This window comes from Polyangiaceae bacterium (assembly GCA_015075635.1).
Lineage (GTDB): Bacteria > Myxococcota_A > Polyangia > Polyangiales > Polyangiaceae > JADJKB01.
On sequence record JABTUA010000003.1, the window covers coordinates 571984 to 591169 of the forward strand.

Annotated in this window: 18 protein-coding genes and 1 pseudogene; 10 read left to right on the forward strand and 9 right to left on the reverse strand. The window is 68.7% G+C overall.

The window, feature by feature from the left end; genetic code table 11:
- Positions 1-79 precede the first annotated feature (79 nt).
- Positions 80-592: a YceI family protein gene (locus HS104_33230; protein ID MBE7484817.1), complete on the forward strand. Its 513-nt coding sequence runs from the start codon at positions 80-82 to the stop codon at positions 590-592.
- A gap of 3 nt (positions 593-595) precedes the next feature.
- Here the strand turns inward: HS104_33230 and HS104_33235 are convergent, their stop codons facing one another.
- The 7 genes and pseudogenes from HS104_33235 to HS104_33265 all read right to left on the reverse strand — a co-directional run bounded on the left by HS104_33235 (position 596) and on the right by HS104_33265 (position 8455).
- Positions 596-1870, reverse strand: a complete 1275-nt coding sequence (locus tag HS104_33235; GenBank protein MBE7484818.1) for a hypothetical protein — start codon at positions 1868-1870, stop codon at positions 596-598.
- Positions 1871-1881: 11 nt separating this feature from the next.
- Entirely contained in the window at positions 1882-3723 is a 1842-nt protein-coding gene (locus tag HS104_33240) for a DNA mismatch repair protein MutS (GenBank protein ID MBE7484819.1), read from the reverse strand.
- Complete coding sequence (gene cheB, locus HS104_33245) at positions 3720-4736, reverse strand: chemotaxis-specific protein-glutamate methyltransferase CheB (protein MBE7484820.1); 1017 nt, start codon at positions 4734-4736, stop codon at positions 3720-3722. The genes HS104_33240 and cheB overlap by 4 nt, the downstream gene beginning before the upstream one ends.
- An 83-nt stretch (positions 4737-4819) precedes the next feature.
- Complete coding sequence (locus HS104_33250) at positions 4820-5266, reverse strand: type II toxin-antitoxin system Phd/YefM family antitoxin (protein MBE7484821.1); 447 nt, start codon at positions 5264-5266, stop codon at positions 4820-4822.
- Positions 5181-5621 (reverse strand): PT domain-containing protein, encoded by a 441-nt coding sequence (locus HS104_33255; GenBank protein ID MBE7484822.1) that lies wholly within the window; start codon positions 5619-5621, stop codon positions 5181-5183. The genes HS104_33250 and HS104_33255 overlap by 86 nt, the downstream gene beginning before the upstream one ends.
- A gap of 78 nt (positions 5622-5699) precedes the next feature.
- A pseudogene (locus HS104_33260) lies at positions 5700-6243 on the reverse strand (PT domain-containing protein).
- 454 nt (positions 6244-6697) lie between these two features.
- Complete coding sequence (locus HS104_33265; GenBank protein ID MBE7484823.1) at positions 6698-8455, reverse strand: response regulator; 1758 nt, start codon at positions 8453-8455, stop codon at positions 6698-6700.
- Between the two features lie 62 nt (positions 8456-8517).
- Between HS104_33265 and HS104_33270 the strand changes: the two genes are divergently transcribed.
- Positions 8518-9750, forward strand: coding sequence for a hypothetical protein (locus HS104_33270; protein ID MBE7484824.1), 1233 nt, complete (start codon positions 8518-8520; stop codon positions 9748-9750).
- 9 nt (positions 9751-9759) lie between these two features.
- On the forward strand, positions 9760-10029 hold the full coding sequence (locus HS104_33275; protein MBE7484825.1) for a hypothetical protein: 270 nt from the start codon (positions 9760-9762) through the stop codon (positions 10027-10029).
- A 10-nt stretch (positions 10030-10039) separates the two neighbouring features.
- Here the strand turns inward: HS104_33275 and HS104_33280 are convergent, their stop codons facing one another.
- Complete coding sequence (locus HS104_33280) at positions 10040-11011, reverse strand: DUF882 domain-containing protein (protein ID MBE7484826.1); 972 nt, start codon at positions 11009-11011, stop codon at positions 10040-10042.
- Between the two features lie 228 nt (positions 11012-11239).
- Between HS104_33280 and pilM the strand changes: the two genes are divergently transcribed.
- The 7 genes from pilM (at position 11240) to HS104_33315 (ending at position 18816) form a co-directional block, all read left to right on the forward strand.
- The gene (gene pilM / locus HS104_33285; protein MBE7484827.1) at positions 11240-12316 is read left to right on the forward strand and encodes a type IV pilus assembly protein PilM; all 1077 of its coding nucleotides are present in this window, start codon (positions 11240-11242) and stop codon (positions 12314-12316) included.
- Positions 12313-12951: a PilN domain-containing protein gene (locus tag HS104_33290; protein MBE7484828.1), complete on the forward strand. Its 639-nt coding sequence runs from the start codon at positions 12313-12315 to the stop codon at positions 12949-12951. Before pilM ends, HS104_33290 begins: the two co-directional genes overlap by 4 nt.
- Positions 12951-13589, forward strand: a complete 639-nt coding sequence (gene pilO / locus HS104_33295; protein MBE7484829.1) for a type 4a pilus biogenesis protein PilO — start codon at positions 12951-12953, stop codon at positions 13587-13589. Before HS104_33290 ends, pilO begins: the two co-directional genes overlap by 1 nt.
- Complete coding sequence (locus HS104_33300; protein ID MBE7484830.1) at positions 13586-14173, forward strand: pilus assembly protein PilP; 588 nt, start codon at positions 13586-13588, stop codon at positions 14171-14173. Before pilO ends, HS104_33300 begins: the two co-directional genes overlap by 4 nt.
- Positions 14174-14211: 38 nt before the next feature.
- Positions 14212-14742: a transcriptional regulator gene (locus HS104_33305; protein ID MBE7484831.1), complete on the forward strand. Its 531-nt coding sequence runs from the start codon at positions 14212-14214 to the stop codon at positions 14740-14742.
- A gap of 260 nt (positions 14743-15002) precedes the next feature.
- The gene (gene pilQ, locus HS104_33310; GenBank protein MBE7484832.1) at positions 15003-17234 is read left to right on the forward strand and encodes a type IV pilus secretin PilQ; all 2232 of its coding nucleotides are present in this window, start codon (positions 15003-15005) and stop codon (positions 17232-17234) included.
- Positions 17235-17322: 88 nt separating this feature from the next.
- Positions 17323-18816 (forward strand): hypothetical protein, encoded by a 1494-nt coding sequence (locus HS104_33315; GenBank protein MBE7484833.1) that lies wholly within the window; start codon positions 17323-17325, stop codon positions 18814-18816.
- A 4-nt stretch (positions 18817-18820) separates the two neighbouring features.
- Here HS104_33315 and HS104_33320 read toward each other — a convergent pair whose 3' ends face one another.
- The gene (locus tag HS104_33320; protein ID MBE7484834.1) at positions 18821-19186 is read right to left on the reverse strand and encodes a hypothetical protein; all 366 of its coding nucleotides are present in this window, start codon (positions 19184-19186) and stop codon (positions 18821-18823) included.

Below are 19186 nucleotides of genomic sequence, written 5' to 3' on the forward strand. Positions count from 1 at the left end.
AATCGGCCGGGCGAACCGCGGTCGGCCCGTCAGCCAGAGCTCTTACGCCCCGCGGCATTCGGGGCTAACAGGTGGGTCGATGAAGCCCCTGACCGGACGCATCGAGGTCCTCACCTTCAAGGACGGGATCCTGTCCAAGGTCGCTCACGACCTCTTGATCGAGCTCGGCCGCTTCGAGCTTCGGACGGACGGGACGCGCGTCGAGGGCCGGTTCGCCCTGACCTCGCTGTCGGTCGAGGGAGTCATGCACAAGGGCGTGCTCGACGCCCACGGCCTGTCCGATGGCGATCGGCACGACATCGAGGGAAACATCCAAGGCAAGATCCTCCACACAAAGGACAACCCGGAGGCGACCTTCGTGGGGCAGGCCGCGCGCGGCGAGGGCAAGCACTCCGTCGCCGGCAGTCTCACCCTCGTCGGCAAGACCCAAGAGGTCGCCTTCGAGGTCCGAGAGGCCGAAGGCCACTGGCGCGGCGAGGTCGAGCTCGTCCCGACGCGCTGGGGCATTCAGCCGTTCAAGGCACTGCTGGGAGCCATCAAGCTCCAGGACCGCGTCCTGGTGCGCTTCGACTTTCCAGTCGTCGAGCTGTGAGGCTCAGAAGGTTCCGGAAACCGAGGCCGGTCCGAGGAAGAGCTCGGGCCCGCGCGACCTGCTGCGCGCGCTCTTGATCGGCTCTGCCTCGAAGTGCGCCCAGTCGGTGAACAGCCAGTACCAGGCGGCCGTGCCCGCCGCGATCGACAAGTAGAGCGCCGAGGCGCCGAAGTAGAAGCTCTTGTCTTCGTCATCCTTGGCCAGACCGATGATCAGCGTGGTCGTGCCGCCGATGGCCGCCGGCAGGCCCAGACCGTAGAAGGTGATGGCGCCCCAGAGCGGCGCGCCGCGCTCTGGGTAGTACTTGGCGCGCGCGTTCGAGCCAGGGACGTTGCCGAGCCGATCGGGGATTTCGACCTCCTTGGCGTCCGATTGGCGGCGGAGCTTGTAGCCGCTGGCGCGCGGCACCCAGCGGGTGCACGGCACCTCGCACAGCACCTTTCCCCCTTCGTCGTAGAGGGCCCAGAGCTCGCCCTCGCGCTCGGGGAAGGTGATGTTCACGGCGTCGGCGCGTTCGACCGGCTCGGCCGTCGAAGCTGCGGTCGCCTGGCCCGCCGGTTCGCGAACCGGGGTCAAGAACACCTGGATGGGGGATGCACACTGCGGGTGCGGCGCGCTGTCGGTGGACTCGGGGCAGCGCGCGGGGTCACCCGCTTCACGCACCGTGGACTCTTCCCGGCGCGACGCTGCACCGCCGCCCACGGGGCCGACGCTGGCGCCGCCGCCGGCGCTCACGGCTCCACCTGCGAGCAGCCTGAACGAGCCCACGCTGATCGCGCGCACGATGTGCGTGACCCTCGCGCAAGACGGCTGCTTGGTGAGATCCAGCGCGGGGCTCTCCAAGAGCTGAAGCTGACCTGCTACCGTGGTCTTCACCGCCAGTCGCCCCGAGCGGGCGAGCTGCCCTTCCAGGCTCGCTGCGCCGAGCGGCAGCTTGGCGAAGAGCTCGTCGCTGTTGGCGATCTCGACCGTGTCGGTCGCGAGCGTGGTCTGCTTGAAGCCGTAGCTGCCAGCCACCTGGCACGAGTCCACGATCTTCATCTCGCAGCCGGAGTACTCGACCGCGACCACCTGTTTGGCCGTCAGCGCCTCGAAGCGCGCCTTCTCCGAGGCAGGCCACTCGGTGACCAGCGGGCTCTCCTGGCTCGCCGCCACCTTGCACTTGGCTTGCTCGGCCGGAGCGCTGGGCGCGAGCGAGCCGCTCTCGGGGAGGGTGGCGCCTCCGCAACCCATCAGGCCGAGCCCGAAGCCGACGGCAGCGACGCTAGCGCTTCGCACGGCAGAGGAGTCTACTCCAGCGGCACGTCGAGCCCCACGATCTTCATCAGGCGCAGCGCATTCCCAGCGGACACCGGACCGGGGCGCAGCTTGTAGTCGAAGGTCATCGCGTCGTCTTTGACGCTCTCCTGGAAGTGGACCTGCTCGACGTGGCTCATCAGGTTGTCGGGCAGCCGGCAGAGCTCCATGTCGTGGGTGGAGACCGCCCCGATTGCGCCCCGCGCGATCAGCTCGCCGAGCACCCAGCGGGCGCCGACCTGGCGCTCTCGCGAGTTCGTGCCGTGCAGCACTTCGTCCAAGAGGAAGAACACTGGGAGCTCCTGGCCGGTTGCGTCGAGGACGACCTTCAGCTTGCGCACCTCGGCGTAGAAGTGGCTGACGCCCTGCTCGAGGGAGTCGCTGATGCGCATGCTCGTGCGCACGGCCAGCCGGCAGAGACGCAGCTTCTTGGCCGCCACGGGCGCGCCGGCCATGGCCATCACCGCGGCGAGGCCCATGGAGCGCAGCATCGTGCTCTTCCCGCTCATGTTCGAGCCGGTCACCAGGAGGGCACGGCCCGCTCCGGGCAGGGACAAGCTGTTCTCGACCCGCACCTCCGGCCCTAGCAGCGGGTGTCCCATCTGCTCCGCTTCGAACAGCACCTCTTCCTGGCTGAGCTCGGGGAAGGTCACTTTGGCGTCGTCGTAGAGCAAGCCGGCGAAGGACGACAGAGCCTCGAGCTCGCCGAGCGCGCGGAACCAGTCGCGCGCGGCTTTCCCCGCGCTCTCCTGCCAGTTCTCGAGCAAGACGGTGCAGTGGATGTCCCAGAGCAAGAGCGCGTTGGCGAACGGATGGATCAGACCGTTGTGACGCAGGTCGTACCAGCTCACCGCGCGCCGGAACTCGGCCATGGCCACGGAAGGAGTCTTCCCGTCTCGCGTGATGCGCGCCTTCATCTCGCGAAGGAGCGAGCTCGGCAGGTCGAGCTTCTCGAGCACCTCCAACATCGCGCCGTAGCGCAGGAACGCGCCCTCCGTGCTCGACACCGCGATGAACACGCGCGCGGTGATGTCCCGCGTCGCCAGGTTCAGCACCAGCGAGACGGCGATGGGTACGCCCCAGGCGAACGAGGGCAATCCGAACGAGACGCTGCCGATGATGCCCGCGATGGACAGCACCGGCAAAAGGCGCGCCGCCCAGACGAGCGCGGGCTTCTTGTTGAGCTTCGGAGCGCTCTCCGCCCAGGCGAGCAGCGGCTCCGGGTCCGGAGCAGGGCGATGCGCGCGCTGCTTGCCGTCGGGCTCGGTCGCCGCCAGCGCCAGCGCCTCCAAGCGCTGGCGAGTCTCCTGCTCCGGCGCGAGCGCCCGCACTGCCTCTTGCCGCGCCAGGATCGCGTCGTAGGCGGCGGGCCCAGACAGGAAGCGGGCCAGCGCCTCCTGCCCGTAGCGAGTGTGCGCCACCGAGAGCCGCTGGAACAGCGAGCCCGGGCCGAACAGGTCGAGATCGCCCGCGTACGGGTGGGCGGGATCCAGGAAACGAGCGCCATTCTCCGGCAGCTCGCGCCACTTGCCGGTCACGCGGCTCTCCGCGTTCCGGTTCACTCGGGCCCAGCGCCTGGCCGTGTCCTCCGCGCCGATGATCCGCGCGTGGACGACCAGGAGCGCGACGAAACAGGCGAGGCCCGCCGCTGCCAGCGAGCCGCTGAGGTCGACGGCGCGGCCTGTCAGCGCGACGATCGCGGACACCACGGCCACCCCGAAGGAGACGCCGCGCAGGTTGGAGATCAGCCTGGACCGCGCGCCATGCTCCTCGGCTTCCTTCTCGAACCGCGCGGCGCGCGTCCGGTACTCTTCGCGTCTGTCGGTCGTCTTCACGAGCTCACGAGTCGGCTCACGCTCCGTCCGATTTGGTCCAGCGGCAAGACCTCGTCGACGACGCCCAGCTCCACGGCGGCTTTGGGCATGCCGTAGACGGTGCAGGTGGCTTTGTCTTGGGCGAAGGTTCGGCCTCCCGCGGCCTTGATGGCGGCGAGCCCCAGCGCGCCGTCACGGCCCATCCCGGTGAGCACCACGCCGACGCTGCGGGCGCCGTAGACCTGCGCGGCGCTCTTGAGCGTGACGTCGGCGGCCGGCCGCACGCCGTGCACCGGCGGCCCTTCGTTCACCGAAACGGTGCCGTCGCGCTCGAGCACGAGGTGCAAACCCCCCGGCGCGACCAGGGCTCGCCCGGCTTCGAGCGCGTCCCCCGACTTGGCCTCGCTGATGCCGAAGCCGGCGCGCTCCGCCAGTTGTTCTGCCAGCGCAGAGGTGAACCCTGCGGACATGTGCTGCACCACGACCACGGCGGCCTTCCCGAGCGAGGCGAGCTCCGGCAGGACGCGAAACAACGCCGCCGGTCCTCCAGTTGAGCTCGCGATCACCACGACCCTGAGCCCCGCGGGCATGGCCTTCTGCGGCGAGCGCGGCGCGCGCCGCGAGACCGGCGCTTCGCTCGGGCCCATTTCCACTTGGGTCATCGAGCCCCGGACGTTGGCGCCCGCCGCGGAGAGCAGCTTCTCGACCAGCTGGTCGCGAATGGCATTCAGGTTCGCGCTCACCTCGCCGTCGGGCTTCTCGACGAAGTCCACGGCCCCAGCGGCCAGGGCCTGCACCGTGGCCGCGGCGCCCTCCCGGGTGTGCGCGCTCAGCATGACGATGGGCGTGGCGTGCTTGGCCAGAATGGCCCGGGTCGCCTCCGCGCCATTCAGGCCTGGCATGTTGAAGTCCATGCTGATGACGTCGGGCCGCAGCTCGGCGGCGAGCTTCACGGCCTCTTCGCCATCCTTGGCCTGACCGGCGATCTCGAAGCGCGGATCGGCGGCGAGCACTCGGCTGATGGCGCCGCGCATGAACGCGGAGTCGTCGACGACCAGGACCCGGAGCCGTTCGTTCACCGGCACACTCTAGAGCATCCGTTGGGCCGGAGGACGTCCTATTTCCGCCGTGAGAATCCCGATACATCGACCAAACCGTTCAACTGCAGCACGGTCAAGGCGACCTTGACTCGCGGGACCGAGAGCCCCGTCGCTGCCACGAGCGAGTCCGGCAACAAACCGTGCCCTGCTTGGATCGCGGCGAGCACGCGGGTGGCATCTTCGCCGTCGCTCGCGCTGACTGCCAGCTCCAATCGTGGAGATTGCTCGCCTGAGCGCTCGCCTGAGCGCTCGCCTGAGCGCTCGGTGGCGGGGGCGCCTGACGCTGGGTGCGAGCCCGCGAGCAACGCATCGTAGGCGTCGATGCCGAGCAGTACGGCGCATATGCGGCCGCGCCGAGACAAGAACAAAGGACGCGCCTCACGCAACACACGGTCCATGGTCGCGCCGGGGCTGACCCTCAGATCGCAGAGGGGGACAATCGTGGGAGCAGTCCTGTCGGCCATGATTGCCCTTCTTCGGCGCCGCCTTCCAATCGGTTGCGCGAGATCTTCGATCTTCGAGGGAACGTCCGCCGCTGAAGTGTGCGGTTGGGCGTGCGGTTGGGCGTGCGGTTGGGCGTGCGGTTGGGCGTGCGGTTGGCGTGCAGGCGGGGTGCACGCGACTCGATGAGGCTCGACAGAGGGAGGGGTGTCCCACGAGAGCGAAGTGTGCGGTTGGGCGTGCGGTTGGGCGTGCGGTTGGGCGTGCGGTTGGGCGTGCGGTTGGGCGTGCGGTTGGGCGTGCGGTTGGGCGTGCGGTTGGGCGTGCAGGCGGGTGCACGCGACTCGATGAGGCTCGACAGAGGGAGGGGTGTCCCACGAGAGCGAAGTGTGCGGTTGGGCGTGCGGTTGGGCGTGCGGTTGGGCGTGCGGTTGGGCGTGCGGTTGGGCGTGCGGTTGGGCGTGCGGTTGGGCGTGCGGTTGGGCGTGCGGTTGGGCGTGCGGTTGGGCGTGCAGGCGGCGTGCACGCGACTCGATGAGGCTCGACAGAGGGAGGGGTGTGCCACGAGAGCGAAGTGTGCGGTTGGGCGTGCGGTTGGGCGTGCAGTTGGGCGTGCGGTTGGGCGTGCGGTTGGGCGTGCGGTTGGGCGTGCGGTTGGGCGTGCGGTTGGGCGTGCGGTTGGGCGTGCGTGGGAGTTGCGCAAGCGCGAGGCGAGGCGCGGTCGGGTACCGGACAGGGTACCGGGTACGACATCGCTGACAGTTGGGGTGAGGGTCGCCGGCGCGGGCGCGCGGAGAGGCGCGAGCCCGGCAGCGCCACTTCCTACTTCTTCAGCCGCGCGAGGCGGATCACCGCGGTGGCGCCCACCATCTGGGACTCGGGCGTGCCGACGATGCGACGATCGACCACGTGGGCGATGCAGTCGGCGGCGGCGGCGCTCATCGCGACGCGCTTCTGCACGGACACGCCCTCGGCGCGGCCGCGCGCGCTGACCAGGAATCGCACGTGGGCTTCGCCTTCGAGCTTCTCCAGGCCGCCGTGCTTGCCCACGCACTCGAGCATCTTGTCCTTGCCCAGGGCGAGCTTCTTCTCCGCCGCAGGCAGCTTGCCTTCGTCGGGCGTCACGCTGATGCCCTTGAGCGCGTAGGTCTTCAGCGGGTCCTCCGCCGGAGCCTCCGCGCTCGCCGAGGCGGAGGGTGCGACGCTCGCGCTGGGGGCCGGCGCGGCGCTCGCCGCCGCCGCTGGCTTGATGGCCTTGGTCCCCGCAGGGAGCGACGCGGACTCCTCCTGCGAGATGCAGCGCACCAGCATGCCCTTGCCGTTCGAGAGGCGTCCCCAGGGGCAGACCGGGTCGTAGGGGTAGCGGCTGGCTTCCTGCGCCACGCCGGGGCGCGCGCCGAGCAACATGCCGACGGCGGCGGCGCCGACGACGCCGAGGAGAGTGGCGGTCCTTCTCATTGCTTGAATCCCTTGAGCACGTACGCGCTCTGCGGCTCGTCGATGCCCTTGAAAGTGAGGCCGGTCATCTCCTCGACCTCCACGTAGTCCTTGATGCGCTCGTACACCGACACGCTCATCAGCACGCCGCCGAGCGGGGCCTTGCCCTCGTGACGCTGGGCGCGGTTCACCACGTCGCCGATGCAGGTATAGTCACGACGGACGTGGCGCGATCCGATGTCTCCGCGCACGATCTTCCCGCAGTTGAGGCCGATGCGCATGGTCAGGCGCTGGTCTTTGCCTTCGTTGAAACGCCCGAGCGCCTGCTGCATTCCCCAGGCGGCGCGGGCGGCGCGCAGGGCGTGCTGCTCGTCGAGCTCGGGACGGTCCTCGAACACTGCCATGATGGCGTCACCGATGAACTTGTCGATGTCGCCGCCTTGCTGCTTGATCACCACGCACAGGGCGTCGAACGACTCGTTCAGGATCGACACGACCTGGGCCGGGGTCATCTTCGAGCTCATGTTGGTGAAGCCGGAGATGTCGCTGAACAGGAGCGTGGCGTCGACCTCCTGCGCCCGGACCTCGCCGAATGTACCGGCCTCGCGGCTCATCTCCTCGGCGGCCTTGACGGCTCCTTCACTGATGTAGAGCCGCGACGCTTCCTTGTAGCGAGACAGGCGCGCCTCGGCCAGCACCCGCTCGACGATGGCGATGCACTTGTCCGTGCCGAAGGGCTTCACCAGGTAGCTGGTCAGGCCGGCGGCGCGCATCTGAGCCTGGTCGCGCTTGGTGTCCCGCGCGGTCAGCATCACGATGGGCACGTCGCGGGTCTTCGCGTCGCGCCGCAGCGCGTGCACCAGCTGGAAGCCCGTCATGCGCGGCATGTCGTAGTCGGTCAGCACCAGGTCGGGCGGGGTGGCCACGGCCTTGTCGCGGCCGTCGGCGCCGTCGACGGCGGTCTCGACGCGGAAACCTTGGCGCCGCAAGCAGTCGGCCACCAGGTGGCGGATGGCCGCCGAGTCGTCCACCACCAGCACGCGCTCCCGCGCGCTGATCATGCGCGTCGCGAGCAGCGAGTGCAGGCGGCTCACCAGCTCCTCCGGGACCACGGGCTTGACCAGGTAGTCGTCCGCCCCGGAGTCGAAGCCGCGCTCGAGATCCGCCGCCTCGCCCAGGCTCGAGCAGATCACCACCGGTAGGTCGGCCAGGGCGTCATCGTTCTTGACGGTGCGGCACAGCGTGTAGCCGTCCATCTTCGGCATCTCGACGTCGGTCAGCAGGAGATCCGGCTTTCGCGCCTTGATCATGGTCAGGGCCTCTTCCCCGTCCCAGGCCTCGCGCACGTCGTAGCCCGCCGCCGTCAGGAGCGGGACAGTGTGCTTGTGGATGAGATCGCTGTCGTCGGCCAGGAGCACCACGAGCTTGCCGCGCGCGCTGTCTTCGATGGTGGCCAGGAGCTCGTGGGTCTGGAACGGGATCGAGAGCGCCCGGAAGAACCCGGCCCGCTGCGCGTCCTCGCAGGCGGAGACGTCGAGCCCCAGGTACACGGCCCGCTCGGGTGCGACCCCCGCGGCCTGGGCTGCCGAGAGTGCGCGCGTCGCCGGCATGCCCGCGACGACTGGCGCGAACAGCACGACGTCCAGGTCGGCGGCCGCCTGTTCGAGCAGCGCCTCCAGATCCGGCGCGACCGTCAGGTCGTGTCCCGCGGGCTCGATGGCCTGCGCCACGAACTGGCCGAGCACACCGGGCGGGGTCACGAGGCCGACGTGCATGGGGTCGGGATACTAGCGCGACTGCCCTACCGAAGGAGCGTCGTGCTAGGGAGCCCTTCCGGATGACCTCCGAACACCCACGACCGGCCGACCTCGGGCTGACCCCGGCGCTTCCGGCCACCGCGGAGGCGGTGCTCACCTTCCTGGAGAGCGTGACCCGCCGCTCCGAGGCGGAGCTGTACCTGGGCCTGTTCCGGCGCCTGCCTCGGGAGAGCTTCGCCATCGTCGCGCCCGGAGCGCCGGTCATCCGTCAGGGGCAGGGTTCCTTCACCGAGCAGATTCGCTTCCTGACCGATCTCGGGCTGGCGGCGCCCATCGTGCTCGGGCTGTTCGACCCCGCGCAGGCGGCGGTCGCGCGCGAGCGCCTGGTGAAGCGGCTGGAGGCGGCCCAGATCGACTTCACGCTGCACTTCCCGCGGGAAGAAGACCTGAGCGAGACGCTCCGGGGCGAGCTCCGCGCGGGCCGCTGGCCCATCGTGCAGCTCGCGGACGACGCGAGCGACCGGCTGGCGTGGCTGGCGCGGCTGGCGGAGCGCCTAGACACCCGCAAGCTCGTGCTCCTGCGCCGGCGCGGCCCGCTGCACCTGACAAGCGAGCGCAGCCTGAGCATCGCGGAGAAGAACCTGCTCTCGGTGGACTCGCGGGGGCTCTCGCTGGTCAATCTCCGCACCGACACGGAGCTGCTCGCGGGGCAGAAGCTGCTGCGCAAGGAGGACGCGACCCTGTTCGGGCACGTTCAGAGCCTGCTGGGCTCGTGCGCGGACGAGAACCTCTTGGTCAGCATCACTTCGCCCCTGGATCTCCTGCGCGAGCTCTTCACGGTGAAGGGGGCCGGCACGCTGATCAAGCGCGGCACCGCCATCAGTCGCTTCGACTCCTACGCGGAGCTCGACCTCGGCCGGCTGGAGCTGTTGATCGAGTCGAGCTTCGGTCACGACCTGCGGGACGACTTCTTCGCCAAGCTGCCGCTCGCCGTGTACGTCGAGCAGAACTACCGCGGAGCCGCCATCGTCCACGACACGCCGGACGCGCCCTACCTCGCGAAGTTCTCGGTGGATCCGGTGGCGCAGGGCGAAGGCATGGGTCGCGATCTCTGGCAGGCCATGAGCAGGGACTTTCCCCGCCTGTTCTGGCGTACGCGCCCCGACAACCCGATCTCGAACTGGTACGCGACGGTCTGCGATGGCCTGGTGCGCCTGCCGCGCTGGCACGTCTTCTGGCGGGGCATCGAGCCGGAGCTGATCCCGAAGCTGATCGAGCACGCGCTCGAGCAGGGCGACGACTTCCAGCGCTGAGGCACCCGCATGATCGTCACCGCCATCGTCGCCTGCTCGATCGCCTCGTGCCTGACCGCGATCTTCGCCTTCCGCTTCCGGGCCTGGAAGGTCCCCCGGAGGCTCGTCGGCTACTTCTCCCTGTTCTTCCTGCTCGAGCTGGGCGCGGAGCATTTCCTGCTGCCGCCCGGGCTCCTGGGGCTGGAGGTCGCCGTCGTGTGCTTCGGCATCGCGGCGTTGTTCGTGGTCGCCATCCTCGCCACCCGGCGCTTCGAGACCGAGGAGAGCGAAGAATTCTGAGGCTCAGGCCTCAGATCTCGTCGGGCTCGAAGGTCTGCTCGTCGTCGGCTCCCGAGCCGTCGCCGCTGCCGTTCGCCGGCTCCTCGCGCTCGGCCTCGCCGGGGTCGCGCCCGTGCGAATCGGCGTAGCGCGGGGCCTGTCCGGGGCCGGAGAAATCCACCCAGTAGGCGCTGGTTTCCCGCACGTCCAGGTGGACGAAGCTCGAGTTCGGGTAGAAGCCGCAGCCCACGTTGGCCAGGGTCCGGCAGTAGTCGCGGAGCACCTTGTTGGAGACCCCCGGAATCGCGAAATCGACCGCGTGGCCGGAGTTGTGGCGGGAGTGGGGGGTGTACTGGGTGGGCGAATACGGGCGATAGCCGCTCACGACCTTGATCGGCCTGCCGCCGAAATGGTCGCTGACCTTCACCAGGATGCGGATCAGCCGGTCGTTGATCGGCTGGTGCTGCCCGGTGCGCCAAGCGGCTAGCACCTTCTCGATGCCGGTGCGGGCCGAGTCGGTGATCTTGCCCTTCTTGTAGACCTGGCCCCGCCACGAGCCGGTGTAGCTCTGGAGCACGAGCAGGCCGCCCTTGTTCTTGCCTTTGCCGAGCTTGGCGCTGACCTTCTCGGCCTTCTCGGCCTTCTCGGCCTTCTCGGCCTTCTCGGCCTTCTCGGCCTTCTCGGCCTTCTCGGCCTTTTCGACGGGCTTCGCCTCTTCGGGCGCGGGCTTGTGCAGGGAAGCTGGAACGACTTCGCCGTCTCGGGTGGGGAGCACCAGGCGCTGCTTGGGGCGAATCGGGCTCCGCCGCGTGATGCCGTTCGCCTTGCACAGGGCGTCGATGCTCACGTTGTAGCGCTTGGCGATCATCGCCAGGGTCTGGCCCGGGTAGACCACGTGCACTCGGGATCCGCCGAGCGTTCGGGGTGCGGGCGCGGCGCTGGCGCTCGCAGAGGCGAGAGCCAAGGCCGAGGCGCACACGAGGGCAGAGACCGTCCGGGTCATGCGGGGCAGCACCCCGATAGCCTTTACCGGGTCGAGGCGAAAGGCGAAAAAAAAACGGGGAGCAGGTCTGACCACACGTGCAGCTAGCCGCGCACTTACGGAAATGCCGCGCTGGGCGCCCGCCGCGGCGTCGCCCGCGACTCCGCGTTTCTTGGCGCTCTTCGTTCAGAGGTGCAACCATTTGCGCCGGGTTTCCTCGGTGAAGCCCTTCTCCTCATTCGAGGCTCCATGGGCGAAGGCAAGAATCTGGTCGGGGTCGACATCGGGACGAGCTCGATCAAGGTGGTTCAAATCAAGGAGAGCCGCCGGGGGCTGGGCCTGCAACGCCTGGGCTACGTGCCTCTGAATCCGCAGACCATAGTGGACGGTCAGGTCATGGACGCCTCCGCGGTGGTCGAGGGCCTGATGCGGGTGTTCCACGACGCGAAGATCAAACAGAAGGAGATCGCGATCAGCGTCTCCGGGCAGAGCGTGATCATCCGCAAGATCACCGTGCCGATGATGACGCGCGAGGAGCTCAACGAGCAGATCCACTGGGAAGCTGAGCAGCACATCCCGTTCGACATCAAGGACGTGCAGGTCGACTACCAGGTGCTGCGAAAGAAGCCCGAAACCAGCCAGATGGAGCTGCTCTTGGTCGCGGCGAAGCGCGACCAGATCAACGACTACGCGCAGCTCGCCCGCGACGCGAGGCTCAAGCCCGTGGTCTGCGACATCGACGCCTTCACGGTTCAGAACATGTTCGAGTACTCGCGCGGCCTGCCGCCGGACCAGACCATCGGGCTGATCAACGTCGGGGCGAGCCTCTGCTCGCTGAACATCATCGCCAACGGCGTCAGCGCGTTCACCCGCGAGATCGCCAACGGTGGCAACGTGGTGACCGACGAGATCCAGAAGGCGCTGGGAGTCCCCTACGAGCAAGCCGAAGCTTACAAGTGCGGCGGCGCCGCGGATCCGACGGACCCGCACCGCCCGGGGATGGTGCCGCAACAGGTGGTGCAGGTGATCGAGGCGGTGACGGACGCGATTGCCGCGGAAATCCAGCGCAGCCTCGACTTTTACCTGGCGACCAGCGGTGAGGGAGAGATCTCTCGCATCTACGTGACCGGCGGCACCTCGGCCATGATCCAGCTGGCGCAGGCCGTCGAGCGGCGCGCTCGCGTGCCCACCGAGGTGTGGTCCGCGGCCGAGCGTCTGCAAGTGGAGGCGAGGGAAGTGGACGGGAATCTCCTGCAGCAGAGGGCGGCTCAACTGTCCGTCGCAGCCGGTCTCGCGCTTCGGCACGAGAAGGAGTCGCGCGCGTGATCAAGATAAACCTGCTCCCGCAGAAGCGACGCGCCGAGCGTAGCGAAGGCAGCCAGCTTTGGCTGATCGGGCTGCTCGTCGCGTTCTTGCTGGAGGTCGTGGCGCTCTTCGTCTTCCACAGCATCAAGAACGAAGAGCTCAAGGACCAGACCCGCAAGAACGCCGAGCTCCAGACCCAGATCACCCGCGCCAAGCAGGCCGTCGCCAACCACAACGAGGTCAAGGAGAAGCTGGAGCAGCTGCGGGCCCGCGAGGACGCCATCTCGAAGCTTCAGAGCGCGCGGACCGGCCCGACCTCCGTCATGCTCGAGCTCGCCCGCCTGCTGACCCCGGGCCGCGGCCCGAGTGTGGACCCCGACCGCTTGCAGCAGATGCGGAAAGACAACCCACTGGCGGTCTACAACCCCGCATGGGACGCGCGCCGCCTGTGGCTCACCAAGTTCGTCGAGCAGCAGCGCAAGGTGCGCCTGGAGGGCATCGCGCGCGACGGTGAGGACGTCAGCGAGCTCGCCCGCCGCATGGGGCTCTCCAGCTTCTTCTACGAGGTGCGCCTGCTGCCGGCGAAGACCGAGAAAGACAAGGACACCGGGATGGAAGTGGTCCGCTTCGAGCTCGAAGCGAAGGTGAGGTACTGATGGCCGCAAAAGAGAGCAGCCTCGCCAAGCTCCCGCTGGTCGCGAAGATGGGCATCGGAGCAGGGCTCCTGGTCCTGGTCGCGGTGGCTTACTTCGTGGTGTTCTACGGCGACCTCGCCAGCTCGATCAAAGCCGCCCAGGGCAAAGAGCGTCAGCTGCGCGAGGAGCTGGCCGAGGCCCGCAAGAACGAGTTCGCCTACCAGAAAGACCTGGCCGAGCTCACCGAGCGCCAGCAGCGCGCCCGCGAGCTGGAGAAGATCCTGCCCAAGAGCACCGAGTACCCCTCGTTCCTGAGCTCGATCCAGGCCGTGGCGAACGTCTCGGGAGTGGCGCTCACGGCCTGGACACCCACCGAGGAGAGCGCGGACAAGTTCTACTCGCGCGTGCCGATGAGGCTCGATCTGTCCGGGAAGTTCCACCAGGTCGCGAAGTTCTTCTACGGGGTCGGGCAGCTGGACCGCATCATCAACATGGAGAACATCTCGGCGACCGAACCCACGACGAAGGACGGCACCGACGTCGTGATCAAGGTCAGCGTGCTCGCGACCGCCTTCCGCATGCTGGAAGAAGGGCAAGCCGGCGGCGGCAGCGACAAACGCGGCGGCGCGGCGACGCCGCAAGCCGGAGGCAAGAAATGACCCGCGCGGTGCTCGCGTTCATCGCCCTCGCGGGGCTCGTGGCGGCCTGCAGCAGCAAGGGGCCGACGCAAGGCGCTCCAGCCGGCTCCAGCGCACCCGTGGTCGTGGCGCTCCCGGACGCTGGGCTCGGGGACGCGCCCAGCGGGCCTCCCAAGATCGACTTCCAGGAGGCTGAGTTCGCCGAGAACGAGAAGAGCCGGGATCCCTTCCGCTCCTTCTCCACCATGTTCGTCGAAGAGGCTCGCGGCAAGGTGAAGTCGCAGCGCGAGGTGCTGCTCGACCAGTACGCCGTGGACGAGCTCAAGCTGGTGGGCATCGTGACGGGCATCGATCCGGCCAAAGCGATGCTGGTGGACCCGACGGGCAAGGGTCACGTGGTCCAGCGCGGTCAGTTCGTCGGCCGGGCGGAGGTCGTCCAGGCGAGCACCACCACGGCCCGCTCCTACGAGATCAACTGGCGCGTCGATCGCATCCGCGACGGGGACGTGGTGCTGATCCGCGAGGACCCGCAGAACCCGGACGTCCCCAGCGCGACCAAGGTGATTCCGCTCCGGCCCGAGGGCTCCGTCGTCTCCGAAAAGTGAGCCTGGCGCTCCCGCGGGAGCGGGGGCATGGTCCGGCCATGTCCAAGCGTTTCAGGGTGCTCACGGCCGTCGGCCCGGATCAGGCCGGACTGGTCAAGGAGATCTCCTCGGCGATCCATCGCGCCGGCGCGAACCTCGAGGACAGCCGGATGGCCGTGCTCGGCGGCGAGTTCGCCATGCTGGTGCTCTTCTCCGGCTCCGACGCCGAGCTGGCGCAGGCCGAAGAGCAGGGACGGGCGGCGGCCGGGCGACTGGGCCTGTTCTGCCATTTTCGCGAGACCGCCGCGCCCGGCTCGACGGGGGACGGCTTGGTCTACGACCTCCGCGTCACCGCGCTCGACCAGCCGGGCATCGTCGAGGCCGTGACCACGGTCCTGGCGGCGTGGGGGGTGAACGTGGCGTCGCTGGAGACCAGCGTCATCCACCAGCCGCTCTCGGGGACGCCGACTTTCCTCCTGGAGGCGCTCTTGCACGTGCCGGCCGGGGTGGCGCTCTCCGAGCTCCGGCACGACCTCACTCGGGTCGCGGACGAGCACAACCTCGATCTGACGCTCGAAGCGCGCGCCTGACGCCGATTCGTGCGGAAAGTGCGCTCGCAGCGCTGCTTCGCCGCAGGTTTGCCCTTCATTAAGCGCAGCAATCTTCCCCCGGAATTTGTTCGTTCGTCGAGCGCATCGCTACGATGACTGGACGGGTGATCGAGCAGGAAAAGTCCCGCTCGCTCGCACCGACCGATCGGAGCCTGATGATGAGGTCGACTTCGTTCCGTCTCGCGATGGTGATTGCAGCGGCTTTCGAGCTTTCCCTGCTCGCGGGACCTCGCGCCGCCATGGCCGCGGAAGGCCAGAGATTTGCCACCGACATCCGGGTAAACCCCGCGGATTCGGGCGGCGCACAGGTGGTGGTGAGCTTCTCGTCGCAACCGACGTACACGGCGCGCCTCGACCAGAAGGGGCGGCGCTTGATCGTGGACGTCCCCGGCGCCGACATCAAGGGCGCCCCGGCCGCCATCACGCGACGCACCGGCGTGGTGGGGGGAGTCATGGCCCAGGCGTTCAAGAACGGCGACGCCAAGACGACCCGCGTGCTGGTCACCTTGCTGGACGAGGCGAAGTACTCGGTCAAGGTGGACGGCAACCGCCTGCTCATCAGCTTCATCCCCGGCAAGTCCGGCGTCATCGACGAGCCGCGGGTCAAGCGCATCCAGAGCGAAGCCGCCCCGCCGGCGGCCGACGAGTCGGCGCGGGTGTCCGACGTGCGCTTCGAGCACACCAAGCTCGAAGACAAGGTCCTGATCGACCTCTCGCACGTCGCGAAGTATCGCCTGAGCACCGGTGAGCGCGGGCGCTCCACGCTAGTCATCGAAGGCGCGCGGCTGCCCGAGGCGTTGGTGCGCAAGCTCGACGTCTCCGCGTTCGGCGGGCTGGTGGGTGCCGTGTCGAGCTATCTGGACCCGAAGACCAAGAACGTGATCGTCGAGGTGGAGAGCGAGTCGGCCGTGGCCACGCAGGTCGCCAAGAACGGCAACACGCTGGTGTGGTCGTTCTTCAAGCCTGGCACGCTGCCGTCCACGCGCACCGGCGTTGCCCGCGACGGCGGCGCCGCGCGCAAGACGCAGACCGTCCACGTCGAGGACTCGTACGGAGACATCCCGGAGGTCCACGCTGGCTATGCCGGCGGTGGCGTCGAGCAGGCCACGGAAGCCGATCAGGCGGCAGCCGTGACGCCGAGCCTCCTCGGTCAGGCGCGTCGGGCCGGCTACACCGGTCGCCGCATCGACCTCGACCTGAAGGACGCCGACGTGCACAACGTGCTGCGCCTCTTGGCGGACGTCGGCCGCGTGAACATCATCACCGCCGACAACGTGAGCGGCAGCGTCAGCATCCGCATGCGCAACGTGCCCTGGGATCAGGCACTGGACGTGGTGCTCCAATCGAAGTCTCTGGGCATGGTGCGACAGGGCAACATGATCCGCGTCGCGCCCCTGGCCGATCTGGAGAAGGAGCGCGAGATGGCCATCGCGCGGCGCAAGCAGGAGATGCAGCTCGCGCCGCTCGAGACCCGGCTCATCCCGGTGAGCTACGCCGAGGCGCAGGAGATCCAGGCGCGCGCCAAGGACCTCTTGAGCGAACGCGGCTCCATCGCCGTCGACGAGCGCACCAACGTGATGATTGTCCGCGACGTCGCCGGCAACCTGAACCAGATCGAGGAGCTGACGCGCTCCCTGGACACGCAGACCCCGCAGGTGCTGGTCGAGGCGCGCATCGTGGAGGCCACGAGCCGCTACCTACGCGACGTCGGCATCCAGTGGGGCGGTGACGCCTCCTTCAGCGGTGCAACCGGCAACCCGACCGGGCTGGCCTTCCCGAACTCGGTGGGCGTCGTCGGTGGCGCCAGCGACGCGAACACCCCGACCGCGGGTCTCTCGCCCTTCAGCAACACCGTCGCGAACCCGAACTTCGCCGTCAACCTCCCGGCCACGGTCGGTACCGGTCAAGGCGGCGCGATCGGGCTCTCGTTCGGCTCCATCGACAACACCATCAACCTGGCGGTGCGCCTCTCGGCGGCGGAGTCGAGCGGCATGCTCAGAATCCTGTCCAGCCCGCGCATCTTGACGCTGGACAACCAGCAGGCGCGCATCTCGCAGGGCACGTTGATCCCGTTCAGCCAGATCAGCGCGCAGGGCGTGCAGACGACCTTCCAGGAGGCCAAGCTCCAGCTGCTCGTCAAGCCGCACGTGACCGCTGACGGCAGCATCAGCATGAAGGTCAAGATCAACCGCGACGAGCCCGACTTCAACCAGACCTCGGCCCGTGGCGATCCGACCATCTTGAAGCGCGAGGCCGAGACCAGCCTCTTGGTCATGGACGGCCACACCGCGGTGATCGGCGGCATCTTCACCCGCAACACCGGCCGCAATCTCGATCAGGTGCCGTTCTTCGGCGACATCCCGCTGCTCGGCCTCTTGTTCCAGCGCCGCCGCGCCAGCGACACGCGTGGCGAGCTGGTGATCTTCCTCACGCCTCGCATCGTGAACCGCGCGGAAGCTCTGGGTCGCTGAGAGCGGGACAATTTCCAGGCCTGTCGAGCGTTCCGGCTCCGGGTGGGCGCATCCGCGCCGGTCTGTTACACTGACCCTCGGAGGTGACATGCGGATCCTGGCAGCTCTGTTCCTGGGCGGGTTGGCGGCGATGGCGGCCTGCGGGTCCGACACCGGCGGCACGGTCGGCAACAACCCCGGGACCGGCGGCGGCGCTGGCGATGCCGCGGTCGGCGGCACGGGCGGCGGCGGCACCGGGGGCACCACGCTCACCTGCATCGTAGGCAGCGGCCAGTGCAACGGGCTCATCCCGCAGACCTGCCAGATTGGCGGGATCTGGGCGAACGACCCCGAGTGCCCCTACGCCTGCTCGTCCGGCGCGTGCTTCGGCTCGTGCAAGCCCGGCACGACCCAGTGCAAGTACGGCAAGGCGCAGACCTGCGGGACCAACGCCGAGTGGGACCCCGCCACCCCGTGCGAGTTCGGCTGCGAGAACGGCGCCTGCCGCACCGGCTGCCTAGCCGGCGAGTTCAACTGCTACGGCAACGAGATCCAGCAGTGCGACCCGGGACCGCCCTCGAAGTGGGTGCCCAAGCCGGGGGCGACGGCCTGCGCGGCGGCGTCGGGCATGAAGTGCGACAAGGCGACCGGCGCGTGCGTCGCCGTGCCCACGGTGGGCACCACCACGCCCACCGGCAAGTACTACCAGTTCGCCACCTTCAAGACCGGGGAGACGGCGTTCCTGGGCGGCTACGACGTCACCAGCCACGGCGACTACGTCTACGTGAACCGCACCTCGCAGAACCTGGATGTGTACAAGATCACGCTCCTGGACAGCGACGGAGATGGCGAGCTCGAGGCGAACCAGCACCCGGACAACCCGGACAACCCGGGGCCGGTGGAGCAGCGCACCATCGAGCTGGTGAAGACCTACACCAAGGCCGCCGATCAGGTCCCGCTCGGCCCGGCCAGCCAGGCGTCGCTCTACGCGATGGACAACGACAAGATCTTCATGCTCGGGCCCACGCACAACGGCATCATCTCGGAGTACGTGTTCGCCTCGAAGGGCGTCAGCGTGCCGGTGCAGCCCGCGGCGACCACGCCGTACATGTCCTTCCTGGGCTATGGAAAGGCCGAGGCGCTGTGGTACTCCGGCAACGAAGGCGCGCGGCGCGTCTACTCGTACCACGAGCCCACCAAGGCCTGGGTCGCGGAGTTCGGCTATCCCAACCTGGCCGGCAGCCACATGGACGGCCTCGACGCGGTCGTGTCGCCCAAGACCGGCGAGCAGTACGTCTACGTCTCCGACATGACCTCGGACTTCATCGGCCAGTACCGGCGCGATGAGGTCCAGGGCTGGGTGCAGGAACACCTGTTCGAGTACAACGACGCGACCTCGTCAGCGATCGAGGGCTTCGGCTTCGGCACGCTGAACCACTTCTGGGGCACTGGCGGGCAGTACCTGTACGAGCTCGGCGGCGGCGACATCCAGAAGGATCTCGAGCCCTGCGCCAACGGCAAGCCCGCCTGCGGGGCGAACCTGCCGGAGTGCCCCGCCGGGCAGTACTGCAAGTCTGGGTGCTGCGCGAAGGGCGTGCGTTAGGCGCTCACGGCAGCTCGGTACAAACGGACACCGAGGAGTAGTCTCGCCCTTGCCGGGCCTCCGCCACGTAGTGGCGCTGGTTCGCCTCGCAGGAGACCTGCGTGTCGAAGCACTCCCAGTGCGGCTCGCGGTGGAGCTCGTAGGTCGTGCAGAACGCGGTCTTCGGCCGCGCGCAGGCGGGCTCCGGAGCGAAGCCCGTGCTGTCGGGTGGGCCGGGCAGGCCTCGGCACGCGCGGTCGCAGCGTCCGGTCCAGCACTGCCACCCGGCGCCCTTCGGGACGCGCTCGTCGCGGAACGGGCCGGTGGGGCGCCGGCAGGCGGAGAGCAGCGCGAGCGCGCCGAGCAGAACGAAGAGCCGGGAAGGTGCCAC

Coding starts and splice junctions, on each gene's coding strand:
- HS104_33230 (MBE7484817.1), top strand. CDS start 80: ATGAAGCCCCTGACCGGACGCATCGAGGTCCTCACCTTCAAGGACGGG.
- cheB (MBE7484820.1), bottom strand. CDS start 4,736: ATGCGCGGCGCCATCAGCCGAGTGCTCGCCGCCGATCCGCGCTTCGAG.
- HS104_33250 (MBE7484821.1), bottom strand. CDS start 5,266: ATGGCCGACAGGACTGCTCCCACGATTGTCCCCCTCTGCGATCTGAGG.
- HS104_33265 (MBE7484823.1), bottom strand. CDS start 8,455: ATGCACGTCGGCCTCGTGACCCCGCCCGGTGTGCTCGGCCAGTTCGTG.
- HS104_33270 (MBE7484824.1), top strand. CDS start 8,518: ATGACCTCCGAACACCCACGACCGGCCGACCTCGGGCTGACCCCGGCG.
- HS104_33275 (MBE7484825.1), top strand. CDS start 9,760: ATGATCGTCACCGCCATCGTCGCCTGCTCGATCGCCTCGTGCCTGACC.
- HS104_33280 (MBE7484826.1), bottom strand. CDS start 11,011: ATGACCCGGACGGTCTCTGCCCTCGTGTGCGCCTCGGCCTTGGCTCTC.
- pilM (MBE7484827.1), top strand. CDS start 11,240: ATGGGCGAAGGCAAGAATCTGGTCGGGGTCGACATCGGGACGAGCTCG.
- pilO (MBE7484829.1), top strand. CDS start 12,951: ATGGCCGCAAAAGAGAGCAGCCTCGCCAAGCTCCCGCTGGTCGCGAAG.
- HS104_33300 (MBE7484830.1), top strand. CDS start 13,586: ATGACCCGCGCGGTGCTCGCGTTCATCGCCCTCGCGGGGCTCGTGGCG.
- HS104_33305 (MBE7484831.1), top strand. CDS start 14,212: ATGTCCAAGCGTTTCAGGGTGCTCACGGCCGTCGGCCCGGATCAGGCC.
- pilQ (MBE7484832.1), top strand. CDS start 15,003: ATGGCCGCGGAAGGCCAGAGATTTGCCACCGACATCCGGGTAAACCCC.
- HS104_33315 (MBE7484833.1), top strand. CDS start 17,323: ATGCGGATCCTGGCAGCTCTGTTCCTGGGCGGGTTGGCGGCGATGGCG.